This window comes from Microbulbifer sp. S227A, from assembly GCF_049800935.1.
This window is the reverse complement of record NZ_JBNAFZ010000011.1, coordinates 105,775-124,713: the sequence shown is the minus strand read 5'-3', so window position 1 is coordinate 124,713 and position 18,939 is coordinate 105,775. Positions and strand designations below refer to the sequence as shown.

Sequence of the window (18,939 nt, the reverse complement as noted above, 5' to 3'; positions counted from 1 at the left end):
GCAGCCTAGGAGAGACCCGATGTCGAAGCTTGGAGAAGACCTGATCCGTGGCAGTGCGTTGCCGGCGTTTTTTCGTGTGTCGAATGCGGATGATGTGTCGATTGATGCGCCGCAGAACCGCAAGGGGGATGCGTTGCGCAGCTGGGTGCGGTCGCTGAGCGGGTTTCAGAAAGAGGCGCTGGTGCGTTCGGCGCGGACCGGTGTGACCTGGCGGCTGGTCTCGGACGAGGGGCCCTATCTGAACGGGCATGACGCGGCACCCTGTCCGCTGGCCTTTCTGTCGAGCGGCATGGTCGCGAGCTTCATGAACGAGATCACCGCGCTGGCGGAAATCCGGGGTGTCGAGATTCGCAAGCTCAGGTTGATCCAGGATAATTACTATACGATGAAGGGCTCGATGCCCAAGCGCACCATGGTGGGTGGCGCCGAGAATATCGATCTGCAGGTCGAGATCGATTGCGACCTGGACGACAAGGCGCTGTACCAGTTCCTGCTGGATGCGACCTATGCCTCGCCGCTGAACGGGTTGATGCGCGGCCAGCTCGAGAGCCTGTTCAAGCTGGGCAAGAACGGCAGCGCGCTGGCGACCGCCAAGGTGGCCGAGCTGGACGCCGCGCTGTTCCCCGATCCGGGCAACCATTTCGCGAAATCGCAAGCCGAACCGGGCGATCTGGCGCTGATGGAACCGGTTGGCCCGACGCCGAAAAAAGACGTGGTTCTGGGCACTTCGGGTTCGGCGGGCAGCCTCGCGGACGAGCAGGACCGGCGGCTCAATATCGGGGCGGTGGCAGAGTTGCGCGCGGACGGGATCAAGGAGATCCAGCAGATGCAATATTCGCCCTACGGCACCTCGTTCCGCTTCCTGTCCTCCGAGGACGGCCGCGCGCCCGACGCCAACACGCTGATTTCGGCGGGGATCGGGTTTTGTTTCATGACCCAGTTCGGGCGGTTCGTGTCGATGCTCAAGCTCGACCTGCCGGATTACCGCATCGTGCAGGACACGCATTTCAGCCTCGGCGGCGCGTCCGGCGGCACCGGCAAGGCCGGCGAGACCGACCCGATCGAAACCCATGTCTACCTGGAAACCTCCGAATCCGACGACACCGCCCGCGAAATGCTCGACATCTCGGAACAAACCTGCTTCCTCCACGCCTTCTGCCGCACAGACCTCAAAACCAAACTCCGCATCAGGAGGGTGTGAGCCCCCTGGGACAGGCCCGGCGCGGGTGGGTATCACGAACGCCCCGGTTAGGCGGGTATGTCCCGCCTGCCTGCCGAGCGGCCAGAGTCATCCGAGAAAAATCCTGCCCTCGGGATAGCGCACCCGCGGTGTTGTCTGGGTTGCAAGGAAAAAGCCCAGTGTCAGGGGGCCGACCCGCCCTAGAAACATGATCACCATGATCACCGCGCGCCCGAAGGGCGACAACTCGCCGGTATAGCCGCGCGACAGGCCCACGGTGCCGAATGCGCTGGCGACCTCGAAAGAGACATCGAGGAATTCACCGTCATGGGACGCGGCGAGCAGGAAGATGCCGAAAAACACCAGTGTTGCGCTGATGGCGGTGAGGGCCATGACCTTGAGCACCTGGTCGAGCGCGATGCTCCGGCCAAAGGCGTGGAGCTGCTGCTGGCGGCGGAAAAAGGCGACGGTTGCAATGATCATCACCACAAAGGTCGTGACCTTGATCCCGCCGGCGGTAGAGGTCGGCCCGCCCCCGATCAGCATCAGCGAGATGAACAGCATCGAGGTGCTGTCATGCAGGGCGCTGATGTCGGTGGTGTTGAAGCCGGCGGTGCGCGTGGTCACGCCCTGAAACCAGCTGACGGCCAATCGCGCCATGGCGCTGTCATGCTGTGCCAGCGTGCCGGGGTTGTGCCATTCCATCACCGCGAACATGATCACCGACCACGGGATCAGGACCGCCGTACCCAGCAGCATGATCTTGCTGTGCAGCGACCAGTGCCGCCAGCTCTTGCGTGTGAATATATCGTTCAGCACCACGTATCCGATGCCGCCGACGATAAAGAGCGCCGGGATCACCGTGTTGACAACCGGGTTGGTGGCATAAGGCACAAGCCCGTCCGGAAAGGTCGAAAACCCGGCATTGTTGAAGGCCGAGATGGAATGAAAGATCGATTCCCACGCGCCCCGCGCCCAGCCATGTTCGGGGATGAAGGTCAGCCCCAGCAGCGCCGCCCCGACGATCTCGCAGGACAGGACCACCTTGAGGATGGTCGCAACCAGCCGGGTGAGCTGGTACATGGAATTCTGGTTCAGATCCTCGCGCAGGTAGAGCGTTCCGGTGATCCCCACCGGCAGGCCAAGCGCCCCGAGGATCAGCACCGCAAATGTCATAAGCCCCAGCCCGCCCATCTGGATCAGGAAGGCCAGCACAACCTGCCCGACCAGGGTCAGGTCGGAACCGGTGTCAAGCACCGCAAGCCCGGTCACCGTGACCGCCGAGGTCGATGTGAACACCGCGTCCGACCAGCTGATCGGAACGGTATGCGAAATCGGCAGCTTCAGGGCCACGGCCCCAAGCACCACCAGCAGCGCATAAAGCGCCGCCAGGATCAGCGGTGGCGGGGTGCCGGCCAAATGGCGGCGCATGTGACGGAACGGGCGTGTCATGGCAGGATGACCACGGTTCAGAGCGCGTCGCCAAAGCGGCGCAGCTCGGCGCGCTTGCCCAGCAGGATCAGCTTGTCATCCCGCGCCAGCGTCAACCCGCCGTCGTCGCAGGGGCGAAACTCGGTGCCCCGCATCAGCCCCAGCAGGCGCAGATCATAAGCGGTTCCCACGCCCAGCGTGCCGACCGCGCGCCCGGCCATCCGCTCGGGCACGACGATGTTCACCACGCTGAACCCGTTGCCGAGGCTGGCATAATCCTGCACCACCGGGTTGTTCAGCATCTGCGCGATATGCCGCCCCATCTCCTGTTCCGGCAGAATGACCCGGTCCGCGCCCAGCTTTGACAGGATGCGATGGTGGGTCTTGCTCGACGCCTTGACCCAGATATGCCCGAGCCCCAGCATCTTGAGGTTCATCGTCGCGAGGATGCTGGCCTCGATGTCGCGCCCAATCGCGATCAGCGCCACGTCATATTGATCGATCCCCGCATCCCTGAGCGCCATTTCATCGGTGGTGTCGAGGATCACCGCCGAGGCCAGCACAGGGGTGATCTGGGCGACCCGGCGTTCGTCGAGATCGACGCCGATGACCCGGTTTCCGAACCGCGCCAGTTCGGTGGCGACGGTGCTTCCAAAAGCGCCGAGTCCGATGACCGCGAAAGAGCGGGTTTCCTTGGCCATGAGAGAACGATCCTGATCTGCCGGATGATTGCGATGCAGCATCGCAGCAATCGGAAGGCCGGGAAAGCGCGAATTCGCAAGGAACATCCCCCGGCCCGCTCTGGCGGCGGGCGCGTGCGATTCGTGGCAGAGCGGTCTTGAAGTTCCCGCCACGAGGCGCAACAGATAGGGTGCGCCGGCGCGGATGCAGACCGCCGCGCCAACCACGGGTCGGGGAGACCGGGAGGACACCATGCTCAGATCACCCGAGGACGGGGACGATCCGCTGCGTGCGGCACGTATCCTGATTGTCGATGACGAGCCGGGGATGCGCCATTTCCTGGTCAAGACCCTGCAACCGCTCTGCCGCCAGGTCGACAGCGCCGAGGATGCCGGGGCGGCCGAAACCCTGCTGTCCACGCGCCAGTATGACGTGATGGTTCTCGATAACATCATGCCCGGCCAAAAGGGGCTCGACTGGCTGCGCGCGCAACGCGGCAAGGGCGGGTTTGCCGACACCATCCTGATCACCGCCTATGCCGACCTGCAAACCGCCATCGATGCGATGCGGGCCGGGGCGTCGGATTTCCTGATCAAACCGTTCCGGTCGAACCAGATCCTGAACGCGTTGCAGAAATGCCTGGAGCTGGCCCGGCTCAAGCGGGAAAAGGCGCTGCTGCTGCGTGAACTGGACGCCGCCGCCCAGGGCAATCGCCGCAAGACGCTGATCGGGGAATCACCGGCCATTGACGAGATGCGCGCGCTGCTGGAACGGGTCGCGCCGCTGTCGACGCCGGTGCTGATCACCGGGCCGTCGGGTTCGGGCAAGGAGGTTGCCGCCCGTCACCTGCACCACCTGTCCGGGCGCGGCGCGGCGCCGCTGGTGACGATCCAGTGTGGCGCGATCCCCGCCGACATGATCGAATACGAGCTCTTTGGCCATGCCGCCGGGGCCTTTCCCGGTGCGACGGCGGGGCGCGAGGGGCTGCTGGCGCAGGCCTCGGGCGGCACCGTGTTCCTGGACGATGTCAGCGACCTGAGCGCCAGCGCCCAGACCGCCCTGTTGCGGGTGCTCGAAGATGGGGTGATCCGGCCCATCGGCACCGGGCGCGACGTGCAGCTGGACCTGCGGTTTGTCATCGCCTCAAGCAAGTCGCTGCACGCCGCGGTGCAAGAGGGCCGGTTCCGCGAAGACCTGTTGTTTCGCATCAACGTGATCGAACTGCCGATGCCGCCGCTCAAGGATCGCGGCACCGATGTGATCGAGCTGGCCGACCTGTTCCAGACCGAGATTTCGCTGGCGCTCAACCTGCCCCGCATCGAAATGACACCGGCCACCCGCTCCGCGATGCTGCGCCACGATTGGCCGGGAAACATCCGCGAGCTGCACAATTTCGTCGAACGGGCGCTGATCTTTGGCCGCTTTGACCTCGACACGCTTGGCACCACCGTCACGGCGGATGACATCGCCCCGCTTGAGGACACCGAAAAACGCGAAATCCTGCGCGCGCTCGAGGCGCTGGACGGCAACCGCTCCGAAGCCGCCCGGCGGCTGGGGGTGTCGCGCAAGACGATTGACCGCAAATGCGCGGCCTGGGGGCTCTAGCGGATGTCGCGCCTGCCCAAGGCGCTGCGCTCGGTGCGGGTGCGGCTGCTGGTCATTGCGCTGCTGCCGATGCTGGTGCTGTTGCCGATCCTGCTGGGCGGCACCGTCTGGCGTTGGTCGGGCAAAGTGGACGCGATCCTTGTCAACAAGGTGACGGGGGATCTGACCATCGCGGATCAATACCTGGGCCAGTTGATCGAAACATCGGGCGAACGCGTTGACGCCATCGCGCGTTCGGTCGATCTGCAACGGGCGCTTGGTGCGGGCGGGCATGACGCGTTCCTGGCCACCGAGCGCGCCAGGCTGGGCTTTGATTTCCTGTATATCACCCGCGACGATGACTGGCCCGTGGCGCGGGGCGCGCTTGGCGGGCAATGGCAGAGCCGGATCGATGTGTTTGGTGCCGACAGGCTGGCGTCGCTGTCGCCCGAACTGGCGGCCCGCGCCGAGATCCCGCTGGTTGCGACCCGTGGCGCGGTGCCCAGCGACCGGTCGGTCGAGACGCGCGGGCTGGTCATTCATTCCGCCGCGCCGCTGATCCTGCCCGACGGGACGCGGGCGGCGCTGGTGGGGGGGCTGCTGCTGAACCGGAACCTCGATTTCATCGATACGATCAACGCGCTGGTCTATCGGGACGAAAGCCTGCCCGAGGGCAGCCAGGGCACCGCGACGCTGTTCCTGGACGATGTGCGCATCTCGACCAATGTGCGGCTGTTTGAAAATGTCCGCGCCCTGGGCACCCGTGTCTCTGCCGAGGTTCGCGCCCAGGTTCTGGGCGAAGGGCGGGTCTGGCTGGACAGCGCATTTGTGGTGAACGACTGGTATATCTCGGCCTATGAACCGATCCTCGACAGCTTTGGCACGCCGGTCGGGATGCTCTATGTGGGGTTCCTCGAAACACCGTTCAGCGCGGCCAAGCGCAATTCGGTCATCACCCTGACCGTGGCCTTCCTGCTGATCACGCTGGCCTCGGTGCCGGTGTTCCTGCGATGGGCCGGGCGCATCTTTCGCCCGCTCGAAGGCATGACCCGCACCATCGACCGGGTCGAAAGCGGCGATCTGGGCGCGCGCACGCCACCGATCGAGGCCGATGGCGAGATCGCCCAGGTGGCGCGGCATTTCGACAGCCTGCTTGACGGTCTGGAACAGCGAGACCGGGCGCTGCGCGAATGGGGCGAGACGCTGGAGCAGCGGGTCGAGGACCGCACCCGCGATCTGCACGCGGCCAATCAGCAGCTGGAACAGACCACCGAGCGCCTGATCATCTCGGAAAAGCTCGCCGCCGTGGGGGAAATCACCGCCTCGGTCGCGCATGAAATCAACAACCCGGTGGCGGTGATCCAGGGCAATCTGGACCTGGCCCGCAGCAATCTCGGCGACGCCGCGCAACGGGCGGACGAGGAATTCCGCCTGATCGACGACCAGGTCTATCGCATAGGGGTCATCGTCTCGAAACTGCTGCATTTCGCCCGCCCCGAGGAATATTCCGGTACGGATCGGCTGGTGGACCCGTCGCAGGTGTTGCAGGATTGCCTGGTGCTGACCCGCCACCAGGTCCAGAGCGCGGGGATCACCTGTTCGGTTGAAACCACCAGCACATCCGCGGTCCGCATTTCGCGCACCGAATTGCAGCAGGTGATCGTCAACCTGATCCTGAACGCGGTGCATGCCATGCCCGGCGGAGGTGCGCTGCACGTGACCACCGCCGAAACGGCGGAAGAGATCATCCTGACGGTGGCGGACACGGGCGAGGGCATCGACCCGGCGACGCTGGCGCGCATTTTCGATCCGTTCTTTACCACCAAACAGGCGCAGGGCACCGGACTGGGCCTGTCGATCAGCCGCCAGATCGTGAGTCGCGCGGGCGGTCAGATCACCGCGCAATCGACCCCGGGCACCGGCAGCCGGTTCCAGGTGCGCCTGCCGGTGGAAAAAATCTGAGCGCGGCCCGGTCGGGACAGAATGTCCGCAAATCCGGAGCACTTGGGGGCCTGTGCGGGACAGATTGTTCCAGATGCGGCCCTCCTGCCCCGCGGACTCGGACAGAATGTCGCATAAGATACTGATAACGCTAATAAAATCTTCTTGACCTTGCAAGGCTCTATCGTCCTTTTCTGGTGATGCATGCGATTGCATGCCACCCGCGCGCCCGGAGGAGGGCCCGGCGGAAACACCAAAGGGAGGAACAGTCATGAGCAATGCCGCGCCCGGTGCGTTGGGCTTTTTGCACAAGAGCCACATCGTCGCCGAACCCGGATTCAACCGCTGGCGGGTGCCGCCGGCCTCGATCGCCATTCACCTGTGTATCGGCTCGGTCTATGCGTGGTCGGTCTTCAACCCGCCGCTGACGCGCGAGCTGGGCGTGGTCGCGTCCAGCGCCGATGACTGGAGCCTGAGCTCGGTGGTGTGGATCTTTTCCGTGGCCATCGTGTTTCTCGGCCTCGCCGCTGCCTTTGCGGGCAAATGGCTCGAAGAGGTCGGCCCCCGCATGGTCGGGGTGGTCGCCGCGTTCCTGTGGGGCGGCGGGTTCATCATCGGCTCGCTGGGGATCTCCAGCCACCAGCTCTGGCTGGTCTATCTCGGCTACGGGGTGCTGGGCGGCTGTGGCCTGGGGCTTGGCTATGTGTCGCCGGTTTCGACGCTGATCCGCTGGTTCCCGGACCGGCGGGGCATGGCGACGGGCATGGCGATCATGGGCTTTGGCGGCGGCGCGATGATCGCGGCCCCGGTCAAGGGCTGGCTTCTGAACCTCTATGCCAAGGCACCCGACTATCTCGGCGCGCAGGATGCGGTGGCCACCGTGGTCGAAGGCGGGCGGGTCTTTGCCGAAACCGCGAGCGGGCGCGTCGAGGTGGTGATCGCCTCTGCCGCGCAGGTCGCCGATTTCGGCGGGCAGGCCGGTGTCTATGTGGTCGGGACCGGCGCCACCGGCGCGGCGCAAACCTTCATGACGCTGGGGATCTTCTATTTCGTCGTGATGATCCTTGCCGCGTTCCAGTACCGCGTGCCCGCACAGGGTTGGAAACCCGCCGGGTGGACCCCGAAACCCGTGGCCTCGGGCATGGTCAGCGATAGCAACGTGCATATCGACCAGGCGCTCAAGACCCCGCAATTCTGGCAGCTCTGGATCATGCTCTGCTTTAACGTGACGGCGGGCATCGGGGTGATCGGCGTGGCCAAGACCATGATGTCCGAGATTTTCGGCACGGTGATGCCGCTGGTGGTGACGGCGGGCTTTGCCTCGACCTATGTGCTGATGATCTCGGTCTTCAACATGGTGGGCCGGTTCTTCTGGGCCTCGACATCGGATTACATCGGGCGCAAGGCGACCTATATGTGCTTTTTCGTGCTCGGCACGCTGCTATACATGTCGATCCCCTATTTCGCCTCTGCCGTGGCCACCAACCCGGCGATGATCTACCTGATCGGCTTTTACGCAGCGACGATGATCATCTTTTCGATGTATGGCGGCGGGTTCGCGACGATCCCGGCCTATCTGGCGGACATGTTCGGCACCATGCATGTGGGGGGCATCCACGGGCGGTTGCTGACCGCGTGGTCGACCGCGGGTGTGCTTGGGCCGCTGGCCATCACCTCGCTGCGGCAGATGTCGGTGACGAACGCGATCCAGGACCTGGCCGCCAAGGTCGATCCGGCCGCCTTTGCCGGGAAATTCGGCGCGCCGCTGGCGCAGCTGGATCAACTGGTCGCGGCCAAGACGGTGACCATCGCCAAGCTGATGGAGATCGCCCCCGCCGGCACGATCGACCCGACGCCCTCGCTCTACAACACCACGATGTATTGCATGGCGGCGCTGCTGGTCGTGGCGTTGTTTGCCAACCTGCTGATGAAGCCGGTCAAGGCACATCACCACCACGAAGAGCCCAGGCTCCAGGCCGTTCCGGGCGAATGACAAGGGCGGCCGGGACGTTTACAGATGTCCCGGCCCCCTGACCCAACACCGCCGGAAAGCCCCCGATGCTCGACAAGCTGGAAATGTTCATCGCCCTCGCCCGCGAAAGCCATTTCGGACGTGCCGCCGAGCGGCTGAACATCGCCCAGCCAACCCTGTCCGCCGGGATCAAGCAGCTCGAGGCCCAGCTGGGGGTGCAGCTGGTCTATCGCGGCTCGCGATTTGGCGGGCTTACCCCGGAAGGACAGAGCGCGCTTGTCTGGGCCAGGAAGATCGTCGGCGACGCCCGCCAGCTGCGCGAGGAAATGCGGTTCAAGAAACACGGCCTGTCCGGGCAGTTGCGCATCGCGGTGATCCCCACGGCGCTGACCTGGGCTTCGCGGCTGTCGACACGGTTCAGCGCCAAGAACCCGAATGTCCGGTTCCGCATCCTGTCGCGCACCTCGAGCGAAATCCTGTCGATGCTCGACAATCACGAGGTGGATGCCGGGATATCCTATCTCGACAACGAACCCATGGGCCGGGTCAGCAGCGAGCCGCTCTACGAAGAACGCTTCATGCTGATCTGCCAGTCCGGATCGGAATTCGCCCATCGCAGCGCGGTGGGGTGGCGCGAATTGTTCGACCGGAAACTGTGCCTGTTGACGCCGGACATGCAGAACCGCCGCATCATCAACCGCAACTTTGCATCGGTCGGCGTGACCCCGGCGGCCAGCGTCGAGTCCAATTCCGCGATCGTGCTGGTGGCGCATGTGGAATCCGGCGGATACCTGACGGTGCTGCCCGAGGACATGGCGCGGTTTCTCATTGCCGGCAAGCCGCTGACGGTGGTGCCGATGCAGGGCAAGGAGCCGGATCACAGCGTCGGACTGATCGCGCCCTACCGCGAGCCGCATACGCCGGTGCTTGACGCGCTGCTGCGCGAGGCGCGGCGGCTGGCGGCAGATCCTTGATAGGAATTCTCTATCGCCTGACGGAAACCCGATATTGATTCGTGAATATAGCGGCTGATTGACTGGGCCTGACTCAACCAAGGGGCCAGACCATGCAACCAGCCGCATCTCCACCCTCAGACGAGGAACTGCACGCTCTCGTAACCGCCCATGCCGGGCGCGAGGGTCCGTTATTGCCGATATTGCACGATCTTCAGGACAGGTTCGGACATATCCCCGAGGCGGCGCATGGGCCGATCTGCGATGTGCTGAATATCACCGGCGCAGAGTTGCACGGGGTCATCACCTTTTACCACGATTTCCGGCAGGCCCCCGCCGGGCGCCATGTGCTCAGGCTTTGCCGCGCCGAATCCTGCCAGGCGGTGGGTGGCGCGGCGCTGGCGGAGACGCTGCTCGCCAGGCTGGGGCTGGATTGGCATGGCACCACCGTGAACGGCGCGGTGACAATCGAACCGGTCTATTGCCTTGGGCTCTGTGCCTGCGCCCCGGCGGCGATGATCGATGACCGGGTGATCGGCCGTGTGGACGGGGCCAGGCTGGACAGGGTTGTCGCGGAGGCGGGCGCATGAGGATTTTCCTGCCGATGGACAGCGCCGCCAAGGCCCTGGGGGCCGAGGATGTCGCCGCCGCCCTGCGCGCCGCAGCACCCGAAGCCGAGATCATCCGCACGGGAACGCGCGGGATGATCTGGCTCGAGCCGCTGATCGAGATCGAGCGCGACGGGGTGCGCTACGGGTTTGGCCCGGTCGAACCCGACGACGTGGCGGGCATTCTGGATGGCACCAGCCCCAAGGCGCTTGGCCCGGTCGAGGAACTGGACTGGATGAAACGCCAGACCCGGCTGACCTTTGCCCGCGTAGGCGTGATCGATCCGCTGTCCCTGCGTGAATACGAGGCGCATGGGGGGCTGACGGGCCTGCGCCGCGCCCTCGCCATGACCGGTCAAGAGATCGTTGATACGGTCAAGGCATCCGGCCTGCGCGGGCGCGGCGGGGCGGGTTTCCCGACCGGCATCAAATGGCAGACCGTGCATGACGCGGACGGCCCGCAAAAATACATCATCTGCAATGCCGACGAGGGCGACAGCGGCACCTTTGCCGACCGGATGCTGATGGAGGGTGATCCCTTTACCCTGATCGAGGGCATGGCCATTGCCGGGGTCGGCGTGGGGGCGACACGGGGCTATGTCTATCTGCGTTCGGAATATCCCGATGCCATCACGGTGATGACAAGCGCGGTCGAGATTGCCCGTGCGGCGGGTGTTCTGGGCAAGGACGTGCTCGGCTCGGGCAAGGCGTTCGACATGGAGATCCGCAAGGGGGCCGGGGCCTATGTGTGCGGCGAGGAAACCTCGCTGCTGAACTCGCTCGAAGGCAAGCGTGGCGTGGTGCGCGCCAAGCCACCGCTGCCGGCGCTGCAAGGGTTCCTTGGCCGTCCCACCGTGGTGAACAACGTGATCAGCCTCGCCACTGTGCCGGTGATCCTTGAAAAGGGCGCGCAGCACTATGCCGATTTCGGTCTTGGCCGCTCGCGTGGCACGGTGACGTTGCAGATCGCCGGGAACGTGTCGCGGGGCGGGTTGTTTGAAACCGCTTTTGGCATCTCCCTTGGCGAGGTGGTCATGGATCTTGGCGGCGGCACCCGTTCCGGGCGACCAGTGAAGGCGGTGCAGGTTGGCGGCCCGCTGGGGGCCTATTTGTCGGTCACGGAATTCGACACGCCGCTGGGATACGAAGAGCTCGACGCGGCGGGCGGGTTGATCGGCCATGCGGGGCTGACGGTGTTTGACGACAGCACCGACATGCTGGGCAAGGCGCGGTTCGCGATGGAATTCTGCGCGGTCGAAAGCTGTGGCAAATGCACGCCCTGCCGCATCGGCGCGGTGCGGGGCGTGGAAACCATCGACCGTATCGCCGAAGGCGACACCGCGGCGCTGCCCCTGCTCGCCGACCTGTGCGAGACCATGCAGGACGGCTCGCTCTGCGCATTGGGAGGGTTCACGCCTTTCCCCGTGATGTCCGCCGTGACCCGGTTTCCCGACGATTTCGCCCGGCACAAGGAGGCCGCAGAATGAAGGATTTCATCATTCCCCCGAATGGTTCGCAAGATGACCGTGACATGGGCACACCCGCCAAGGCGGGCAAGCCCGTCACGCTGACCATTGACGGGTTCGAGGTCACGGTCCCCGAAGGCTCGTCTGTCCTGCGCGCAGCCGCAGAACTGGGCATCCAGATCCCCAGGCTCTGCGCGTCGGACAATCTCGAGGCGTTTGGCTCCTGCCGCCTGTGTGCGGTCGAGATCGAGGGACGGCGCGGCACGCCGGCCTCTTGCACCACGCCGGCGGCGGCGGGCATGGTTGTCGATACCAACTCGGCCAAGCTGCGCAAGCTCCGCAAGGGCGTGATGGAGCTCTATATCAGCGATCACCCGCTGGATTGCCTGACCTGCGCCGCCAACGGGGATTGCGAATTGCAGGATATGGCCGGGGCCGTTGGCCTGCGCGACGTGCGCTTCAAGGCCCCGCAAAGCGGCGGGCTTGCCAATCACTTCACCGCCCGCGACACATCGGGCGCTGCCAACCCGGAATGGCTGCCCAAGGACGACAGCAACCCGTATTTCACCTATGATCCCTCCAAATGCATCGTCTGCAACCGGTGTGTGCGCGCCTGCGAAGAGGTCCAGGGGACATTTGCCCTGACCATTTCGGGGCGCGGGTTTGACAGCCGGGTATCGGCGGGCGGCGCGGGGGATGATTTCCTGTCCTCTGACTGCGTGTCCTGTGGGGCCTGTGTACAGGCCTGTCCCACCGCGACCCTGCAAGAGAAATCCATCATCGAGATGGGCACGCCCGACCGTTCGGTCATCACCACCTGCGCCTATTGCGGCGTCGGTTGTACCTTCAAGGCGGAAATGCAGGGCGACGACCTGGTGCGCATGGTGCCTTATAAACACGGCAAGGCGAACCGGGGTCACAGCTGTGTCAAGGGGCGCTTTGCCTATGGGTACGCGACCCACAGGGACCGCATCCTGAAGCCGATGATCCGCGACACGATCGACGAACCCTGGCGCGAAGTCAGCTGGGACGCGGCGCTGAATTTCGCCGCCAGCCGCCTGCGGGGCCTGCAAGACAGGTATGGCAGGAAATCCATCGGTGTCATCACGTCGAGCCGCTGCACCAACGAGGAAACCTTTCTGGTGCAAAAGCTGACCCGTGCGGTTTTCGGCAACAACAACACCGACACCTGCGCCCGCGTCTGCCATTCGCCGACGGGTTACGGCCTGGGCCAGACCTTTGGCACCAGCGCCGGAACGCAGGATTTCGACAGTGTCGAACAGACCGATGTGGTGATCGTCATCGGCGCCAACCCGACCGATGGTCACCCGGTTTTCGCCAGCCGGTTGAAAAAGCGTCTGCGCGCAGGGGCCAAGCTGATCGTGATCGATCCGCGCCGGATCGACCTGGTCAAATCGGCGCATGTGCGGGCGGCGCATCACCTGGCCCTGTCGCCGGGCACCAATGTTGCCGTGATCACCGCGCTGGCCCATGTGATCGTGACCGAGGGGTTGATGGACGAGGCGTTTATCCGCGAACGCTGTGACTGGGACGAGTTTCAGGTCTATGCAGACTTCGTCAGCGACCCGCGTCACAGCCCCGAGGCAAACCAGCTGTTGACCGGTGTGCCCGCGCAAGAGCTGCGCGCGGCGGCCCGCACCTTTGCGCGCGGCGGCAACGGTGCGATCTATTACGGGCTGGGCGTGACCGAGCACAGCCAGGGATCAACCACCGTCATGGGCATTGCCAACCTTGCCATGCTGACCGGCAATATCGGGCGGCCGGGCGTTGGCGTGAACCCTCTGCGTGGGCAGAACAACGTGCAGGGGTCTTGCGACATGGGGTCTTTCCCTCATGAACTGCCGGGCTACCGTCATGTGAAACTGCCCGAAGTGCGCGCGATTTTCGAGAGCACATGGGGCGTCGAGATCGATCCCGAGCCGGGGCTGCGCATTCCCAACATGCTGGATGCCGCCGTCGAAGGAAGCTTCAAGGGATTGTATTGCCAGGGCGAGGACATCCTGCAATCCGATCCCGATACCAAACATGTCGCGGCGGGGCTTGCGGCGATGGAATGCGTCATCGTGCATGACCTGTTCCTGAACGAAACCGCGAATTACGCGCATGTTTTCCTGCCCGGATCGACCTTTCTGGAGAAGGACGGCACATTCACCAATGCCGAGCGGCGCATCAACCGGGTACGCCGTGTCATGGCCCCCAGGAACGGCTATGCCGATTGGGAGGTGACACAATTGCTGGCGAACGCCATGGGCGCGGGTTGGTCATATACCCATCCGGCGCAGATCATGGCGGAAATCGCCGCCACCACGCCCAGCTTTGCCAATGTGACCTATGATCTGCTGGAAGAGAAAGGATCGGTGCAATGGCCCTGCAACGAGGCACACCCCGATGGTGCGCCGCTCATGCATGTGGACGGGTTTGTCCGGGGCAAGGGGCGGTTCATCGTCACCGAATACGTGGCGACGGATGAAAAGACCGGACCGCGCTTTCCGTTGTTGCTGACGACCGGGCGCATCCTGTCGCAATACAACGTGGGCGCCCAGACCCGGCGCACCGACAACGTGGTGTGGCATGGGCGTGACGAGCTGGAAATCCACCCGCATGATGCGGAGAACCGGGGGCTGGCCGATGGCGATTGGGTGCGGCTGGCCTCGCGCTCGGGGGAAACGACGCTCAGGGCAAAGGTCACCGATCGCGTCAGCCCCGGCGTGGTCTATACGACCTTTCACCATCCCGACACCCAGGCCAACGTGATCACCACGGATTATTCCGACTGGGCCACGAACTGTCCGGAATACAAGGTGACGGCGGTGCAGGTGTCGGCGTCCAACGGGCCCACGGACTGGCAGGAAGACTATGCGGCGCAGGCCGAACGGTCGCGCCGCATCCGGCCGGCGGCGGAATAGGCCGATGCCCGCGCATATCAGCATACCGGGCCGGGCCCATCGCGCCGACGAGACCCGCACCATTCACCGCGCCCTGCCCGAAGAGGTGCCCGTTGCCCTTGTGTTCAATGGCACGACCCAGGCGGTGATGATGGCGACGCCTGACGACCTGGCGGATTTCGCCCACGGCTTTGCCCTGACCGAGGGCATCGTCAGCGACCCGGCACAGATCGAAGGGTTCGAGATCGTCGAACATGCCGATGGGATCGAGGCCCGGTTCTGGCTGCGCGGCGACCGGGCCGCGGCCCTGTCCGAACGGCGGCGCGGCATGGCCGGGCCGGTTGGCTGCGGCCTCTGTGGCATTGACAGCCTGCAACAGGCGTTGCGCGCGGTGCCGGGGGTGGCCTATGGTCTGCGCCTGTCGGTGGCCGAGATGTCGGGGGCGACCGAGGCGCTTCGCGATCATCAGGGCCTGCACGACCTGACCCGCGCCACCCATGCGGCGGGGTTTCTTGTGCCCGGCCGCGGCGTGACCCTCGCGCGCGAGGATGTGGGCCGCCACAACGCGCTGGACAAGCTGATCGGCGCGGTGTGGCGACGGGGCCGCGACCCGGCAACCGGCGCTGCCGTCATGACCTCGCGCCTGTCGGTGGAGCTGGTGCAGAAATGTGCCTTTGCGGGCATCCCGGTCCTGATCGCGGTGTCCGCGCCCACCGGGGCCGCCGTGCGCCTGGCCGATCATGCCGGGATCACCCTCGCCGCCTTTGCCCGTGGCGGCGGATTCGAACTCTATTCCCACCCCCACCGCATCAGCCAAGAGGCCGCGCATGTCGCCTGACAAGATGATCCGCATGGCGAACCAGATCGCCACCTTCTTCAAAACCCAGCCGGGTCAGGATGCGCCCGCCATGGTGGCCGCGCATATCTCCGATTTCTGGGAACCGCGCATGCGCGCCCAGCTGCGCGCCCATGCTGAGGCCGGCGGGGCCGGGCTTGACGATGTCGTTCTCAGCGCCCTTCGGCACAAGGCGAACTCTGTGCCCTTCGGCACAAGGCGAATTGACAAATCCCTGACAAGGTGAGACGGACGATCCCGGCCCGCACCCTTTGAACGGTATCGGGCCGGGCCATCCCCTTGCGCACAGGGCCTATGCAATGTCATCGGGACATGTTCAATTCATCCGCAGGATCGGGGCGCTTGTCGCCCTGCTGTGCGTGCTTGTTATGCCGGTGTCGCCGCGCATCGCCGGCCCGGCACAGGCCGATGCGATCATTGGCGGTCTGGCCCCCGAGGATGTCAGGGGTATCCTGACCGGCCTTTCCGGCGATCACGCCCTGCTGCGCCCACCCGATCCGGCGGCGCCTGACTGGATCGATCCACATGCTGGCCCCTGTGCTGGCGATGAGAGTACCCGGCACGGTGCGGCGTCGCCTCGGGTGCGCCCGGCACTGCGCGGCTGCTGGCTGCGCAGCGCCGCCCGGCTGGCCAACCCGCCGCGCGCCCCGCCCGCATCGTGATCCCCTCCTGCCCCTGCCGCCGATCCGCGCGGGGCAGCTTTCGTCATCATCACAACCATCACGACATACGGCAGGCCCCGCGCAAAATCCGCGGCGGTTCCTGTCGGGGATTTCACATGCAACGAACACCTTTCTGGAAACGCCTGGGCGTCTGGGGCATCTGCCTCCTGTGCCTCTGGCTTGCTCTGCCCAACGCCTTTTACACCCGCGTCGAGCAACTTGACGACTCCTCTTCTGTACCGACCACCGCGCCCGGCTGGCCGGGGTGGCTGTCTTCGGGACTGGTCAATCTGGGTCTCGACCTGCGCGGCGGGGCCCATCTTGTGGCCGAAGTCGACATTGCCGGCGTCGAACAGGACCGCATGGCCGCGCTCTGGCCCGAACTGCGCGATGCGCTGCGCGGCGAGGTCGGGGCCTTGCGCCGTATCGAGGCTCCTGCCGGCGAAATGCACATCACCCTGGCCGAGCCACAGAACATGGCGACCGCGCTCGGGATCGCGCGCGACCTGCTTCGGTCAGATGGCGGGCAGCCCGAGATCGAGGTGCTAGAAGACAAGGGCACGCTGGTGCTGCGGTTCTCCGAGGCCGGGCATGCCGCCTTGACCGACCGCATCGTGGCGCAGAGCCTTGAGATCATCCGCCGCCGCATCGACGAGGCCGGAACCCGCGAACCCACCATCCTGCGACAGGGCCGCGACCGTATCCTGATCGAACTGCCCGGTATCGACAGCGCGCAGACGCTCAAGGCGCTGATCGGCACCACCGCCCGGCTGTCGTTCAACCCGGTGTCCGGCACCGCCGGGCCGGATCGGCTCACCCTGCCGCTGGCCGGGCAGCCGGGACAGAGCTATGATCTGGACCCCCGCGCCGTCGTCACCGGCGAGGATCTTGTCGACAGCCAGCCCGGCTATGACGCGAACGGGCGACCGGCGGTGACCTTCCGTCTTGACAGTGCCGGGGCGCGCGCCTTTGGCGCGTTTACCGCGACCCATATCGGCCAGCCCTTTGCCATCGTCCTTGACGGCGAGGTGCTGTCGGCCCCGATCATCCAGAGCCACATTCCCGGCGGCTCGGGGATCATCACCGGCACGTTCACAACCGACGAGACGGCCCGGCTTGCCACCCTGCTGCGCGCCGGGGCGCTGCCTGCCGAGCTGCGGTTTCTCGAAGAGCGCACCGTCGGGCCGGAACTGGGCCGGGACAGCATCATCGCCGGGGCGCGGGCGGCGCTGGTCGGTCTCCTGGCGACCTGTGCGCTGATGGTGCTGTGCTATGGCGGTTTCGGCTTTGTCGCGACCTTTGCGCTTGCGGTGAACATGGTCATGCTGGTCGGGCTGCTGTCGGCGATCGGGGCCACGCTGACCCTGCCCGGCATCGCGGGGATCGTGTTGACCATGGGCATGGCGGTGGATGCCAACGTGCTGATCTTCGAACGCATCCGCGAAGAGCTGCGCCGCGAAAAATCCGTGTGGCGCGCCGTCGGGAACGGGTTTGACAGCGCCTTTTCGGCGATCCTCGACTCGAACCTGACCGGGCTGCTGACCGCCGGGCTGATGTTCTGGCTGGGTGCGGGGCCGGTGCGCGGATTCGCGGTGACCATGGGGCTTGGCATCCTGACCTCGATGTTCGCGGCGCTTCTGGTCACCCGCCTCGTGCTGCAATACCGGCTGGAATGGCGCGCGCCACGAAGCCTCGGGATGCGCGGCCTGCTCGCCCGGTTGCCCGCCCGTCCGGGGGTCGATTTTTTCCGCGCGCAATTTGCGACCTTCGGCGCATCCGTGCTGGCGGTGGTGGTGTCGGTTGTCCTGATCGCCGGCATGGGGCTGAACCTTGGCATCGATTTCAAGGGCGGCACCGGCATCCGCGCCGAGACGCAGCAGAGCGTCGATATCGGCGCGTATCGCGAGGCGCTTGCCGGGGTCGGCCACGCGGACGCGGTGATCACCGAGGTTTTCGATCCCGGCCGCGCCGCCGACTCGCATGTAATCGCCATCCGCATCGGCACTGACGGGCGCGATACCGCCCTGCCCCGGGACGCGCTCGCGTCAGTGCAGACCGCCCTGCACACGGTGGATCCGGAGATGGCGTTCACCTCGGTCGAGACCATCGGCGGCAAGGTTTCGGCAGAGCTGATGTGGTCGGCGTTGCTCGCCATTGGGGCGGCGATCAGCGGCATCATGCTCTATGTCTGGGCGCGGTTCGAATGGCAGTTCTCGGTGGGGGCGGTGGCCGCGCTGGTGCATGACGTGATCGTTACGCTGGGGGTTTTCGCGCTGTTTCAGCTCCGGGTCGATCTGGCCACCGTGGCTGCGTTGTTGACCATTCTGGGCTATTCGATCAACGATACGGTGGTGGTGTTTGACCGGGTCCGCGAGAACCTGCGCCAGTACCGGCAGATGCCCCTGCGCGACCTGCTCAACCGCTCGGCCAATGAAACCCTGAGCCGCACGCTGATGACTTCGCTGACCACGTTGGCGGCGTTGATTGCGCTGCTGGTGCTGGGCGGAGACGTGATCCGGGGCTTTGTCTTTGCGATCACCTTTGGCATCGTGATCGGCACCTGGTCGTCGATCTTTGTCGCCAAGAACATCGTGCTGATGCTCGGCGTCGACCGCCGCAGCCAACAGGAACGCGACGCCGCGCTGCATCCGTTCCCCGGCTGATACGAACCGGCCCCCGCCTGACACGCGGGCGGGGGC

General features: G+C 65.4%; 14 protein-coding genes. 12 read left to right on the top strand and 2 right to left on the bottom strand.

Annotation, left to right across the window (positions count from 1 at the left end; genetic code table 11):
* Nucleotides 1-19: 19 nt before the first annotated feature.
* On the top strand, nucleotides 20-1,201 hold the full coding sequence (locus tag ACP15R_RS21720) for an OsmC family protein (RefSeq protein WP_424988067.1): 1,182 nt from the start codon (nucleotides 20-22) through the stop codon (nucleotides 1,199-1,201).
* Between the two features lie 87 nt (nucleotides 1,202-1,288).
* On the opposite strand, the gene ACP15R_RS21715 is transcribed toward ACP15R_RS21720, so the two are convergent.
* Together ACP15R_RS21715 and ACP15R_RS21710 are read right to left on the bottom strand one after the other, a co-directional pair.
* Nucleotides 1,289-2,632: a TrkH family potassium uptake protein gene (locus ACP15R_RS21715; protein WP_424988169.1), complete on the bottom strand. Its 1,344-nt coding sequence runs from the start codon at nucleotides 2,630-2,632 to the stop codon at nucleotides 1,289-1,291.
* A 17-nt stretch (nucleotides 2,633-2,649) separates the two neighbouring features.
* Nucleotides 2,650-3,312: a potassium channel family protein gene (locus ACP15R_RS21710; RefSeq protein ID WP_424988168.1), complete on the bottom strand. Its 663-nt coding sequence runs from the start codon at nucleotides 3,310-3,312 to the stop codon at nucleotides 2,650-2,652.
* A gap of 232 nt (nucleotides 3,313-3,544) precedes the next feature.
* On the opposite strand from ACP15R_RS21710, the gene ACP15R_RS21705 reads away from it, so the two are divergent.
* The 11 genes from ACP15R_RS21705 to secD all read left to right on the top strand — a co-directional run bounded on the left by ACP15R_RS21705 (nucleotide 3,545) and on the right by secD (nucleotide 18,903).
* A complete protein-coding gene (locus ACP15R_RS21705) occupies nucleotides 3,545-4,897 on the top strand; it encodes a sigma-54-dependent transcriptional regulator (RefSeq protein WP_424988167.1) in 1,353 nt (450 codons plus the stop codon).
* Between the two features lie 3 nt (nucleotides 4,898-4,900).
* Nucleotides 4,901-6,838, top strand: coding sequence for a sensor histidine kinase (locus ACP15R_RS21700; RefSeq protein ID WP_424988166.1), 1,938 nt, complete (start codon nucleotides 4,901-4,903; stop codon nucleotides 6,836-6,838).
* 250 nt (nucleotides 6,839-7,088) lie between these two features.
* The gene (locus ACP15R_RS21695) at nucleotides 7,089-8,810 is read left to right on the top strand and encodes an OFA family MFS transporter (RefSeq protein WP_424988165.1); all 1,722 of its coding nucleotides are present in this window, start codon (nucleotides 7,089-7,091) and stop codon (nucleotides 8,808-8,810) included.
* A 65-nt stretch (nucleotides 8,811-8,875) separates the two neighbouring features.
* A complete protein-coding gene (locus ACP15R_RS21690; RefSeq protein WP_424988164.1) occupies nucleotides 8,876-9,763 on the top strand; it encodes a LysR family transcriptional regulator in 888 nt (295 codons plus the stop codon).
* 92 nt (nucleotides 9,764-9,855) lie between these two features.
* Nucleotides 9,856-10,332 carry a formate dehydrogenase subunit gamma gene (locus tag ACP15R_RS21685; protein ID WP_424988163.1) on the top strand — a complete coding sequence of 159 codons (477 nt, stop codon included), beginning with the start codon at nucleotides 9,856-9,858 and terminating at the stop codon, nucleotides 10,330-10,332.
* Nucleotides 10,329-11,837: an NADH-ubiquinone oxidoreductase-F iron-sulfur binding region domain-containing protein gene (locus tag ACP15R_RS21680; protein WP_424988162.1), complete on the top strand. Its 1,509-nt coding sequence runs from the start codon at nucleotides 10,329-10,331 to the stop codon at nucleotides 11,835-11,837. Before ACP15R_RS21685 ends, ACP15R_RS21680 begins: the two co-directional genes overlap by 4 nt.
* Nucleotides 11,834-14,743, top strand: coding sequence for a formate dehydrogenase subunit alpha (fdhF, locus tag ACP15R_RS21675; RefSeq protein WP_424988161.1), 2,910 nt, complete (start codon nucleotides 11,834-11,836; stop codon nucleotides 14,741-14,743). Before ACP15R_RS21680 ends, fdhF begins: the two co-directional genes overlap by 4 nt.
* A 4-nt stretch (nucleotides 14,744-14,747) precedes the next feature.
* Nucleotides 14,748-15,560 (top strand): formate dehydrogenase accessory sulfurtransferase FdhD, encoded by an 813-nt coding sequence (gene fdhD / locus ACP15R_RS21670; RefSeq protein ID WP_424988160.1) that lies wholly within the window; start codon nucleotides 14,748-14,750, stop codon nucleotides 15,558-15,560.
* Nucleotides 15,550-15,804 (top strand): formate dehydrogenase subunit delta, encoded by a 255-nt coding sequence (locus ACP15R_RS21665; RefSeq protein WP_424988159.1) that lies wholly within the window; start codon nucleotides 15,550-15,552, stop codon nucleotides 15,802-15,804. The genes fdhD and ACP15R_RS21665 overlap by 11 nt, the downstream gene beginning before the upstream one ends.
* A gap of 73 nt (nucleotides 15,805-15,877) precedes the next feature.
* Entirely contained in the window at nucleotides 15,878-16,240 is a 363-nt protein-coding gene (locus ACP15R_RS21660) for a hypothetical protein (RefSeq protein WP_424988158.1), read from the top strand.
* A gap of 116 nt (nucleotides 16,241-16,356) precedes the next feature.
* On the top strand, nucleotides 16,357-18,903 hold the full coding sequence (secD, locus tag ACP15R_RS21655; protein WP_424988157.1) for a protein translocase subunit SecD: 2,547 nt from the start codon (nucleotides 16,357-16,359) through the stop codon (nucleotides 18,901-18,903).
* The last annotated feature ends 36 nt before the right edge of the window (nucleotides 18,904-18,939 follow it).

What these genes read in the sequence shown, in the direction of transcription:
- ACP15R_RS21720 (WP_424988067.1), top strand. Translation starts at nt 20, where the DNA reads ATGTCGAAGCTTGGAGAAGACCTGATCCGTGGCAGTGCGTTGCCGGCG.
- ACP15R_RS21715 (WP_424988169.1), bottom strand. Translation starts at nt 2,632, where the DNA reads ATGACACGCCCGTTCCGTCACATGCGCCGCCATTTGGCCGGCACCCCG.
- ACP15R_RS21710 (WP_424988168.1), bottom strand. Translation starts at nt 3,312, where the DNA reads ATGGCCAAGGAAACCCGCTCTTTCGCGGTCATCGGACTCGGCGCTTTT.
- ACP15R_RS21705 (WP_424988167.1), top strand. Translation starts at nt 3,545, where the DNA reads ATGCTCAGATCACCCGAGGACGGGGACGATCCGCTGCGTGCGGCACGT.
- ACP15R_RS21700 (WP_424988166.1), top strand. Translation starts at nt 4,901, where the DNA reads ATGTCGCGCCTGCCCAAGGCGCTGCGCTCGGTGCGGGTGCGGCTGCTG.
- ACP15R_RS21695 (WP_424988165.1), top strand. Translation starts at nt 7,089, where the DNA reads ATGAGCAATGCCGCGCCCGGTGCGTTGGGCTTTTTGCACAAGAGCCAC.
- ACP15R_RS21690 (WP_424988164.1), top strand. Translation starts at nt 8,876, where the DNA reads ATGCTCGACAAGCTGGAAATGTTCATCGCCCTCGCCCGCGAAAGCCAT.
- ACP15R_RS21685 (WP_424988163.1), top strand. Translation starts at nt 9,856, where the DNA reads ATGCAACCAGCCGCATCTCCACCCTCAGACGAGGAACTGCACGCTCTC.
- ACP15R_RS21680 (WP_424988162.1), top strand. Translation starts at nt 10,329, where the DNA reads ATGAGGATTTTCCTGCCGATGGACAGCGCCGCCAAGGCCCTGGGGGCC.
- fdhF (WP_424988161.1), top strand. Translation starts at nt 11,834, where the DNA reads ATGAAGGATTTCATCATTCCCCCGAATGGTTCGCAAGATGACCGTGAC.
- fdhD (WP_424988160.1), top strand. Translation starts at nt 14,748, where the DNA reads ATGCCCGCGCATATCAGCATACCGGGCCGGGCCCATCGCGCCGACGAG.
- ACP15R_RS21665 (WP_424988159.1), top strand. Translation starts at nt 15,550, where the DNA reads ATGTCGCCTGACAAGATGATCCGCATGGCGAACCAGATCGCCACCTTC.
- ACP15R_RS21660 (WP_424988158.1), top strand. Translation starts at nt 15,878, where the DNA reads ATGTCATCGGGACATGTTCAATTCATCCGCAGGATCGGGGCGCTTGTC.
- secD (WP_424988157.1), top strand. Translation starts at nt 16,357, where the DNA reads ATGCAACGAACACCTTTCTGGAAACGCCTGGGCGTCTGGGGCATCTGC.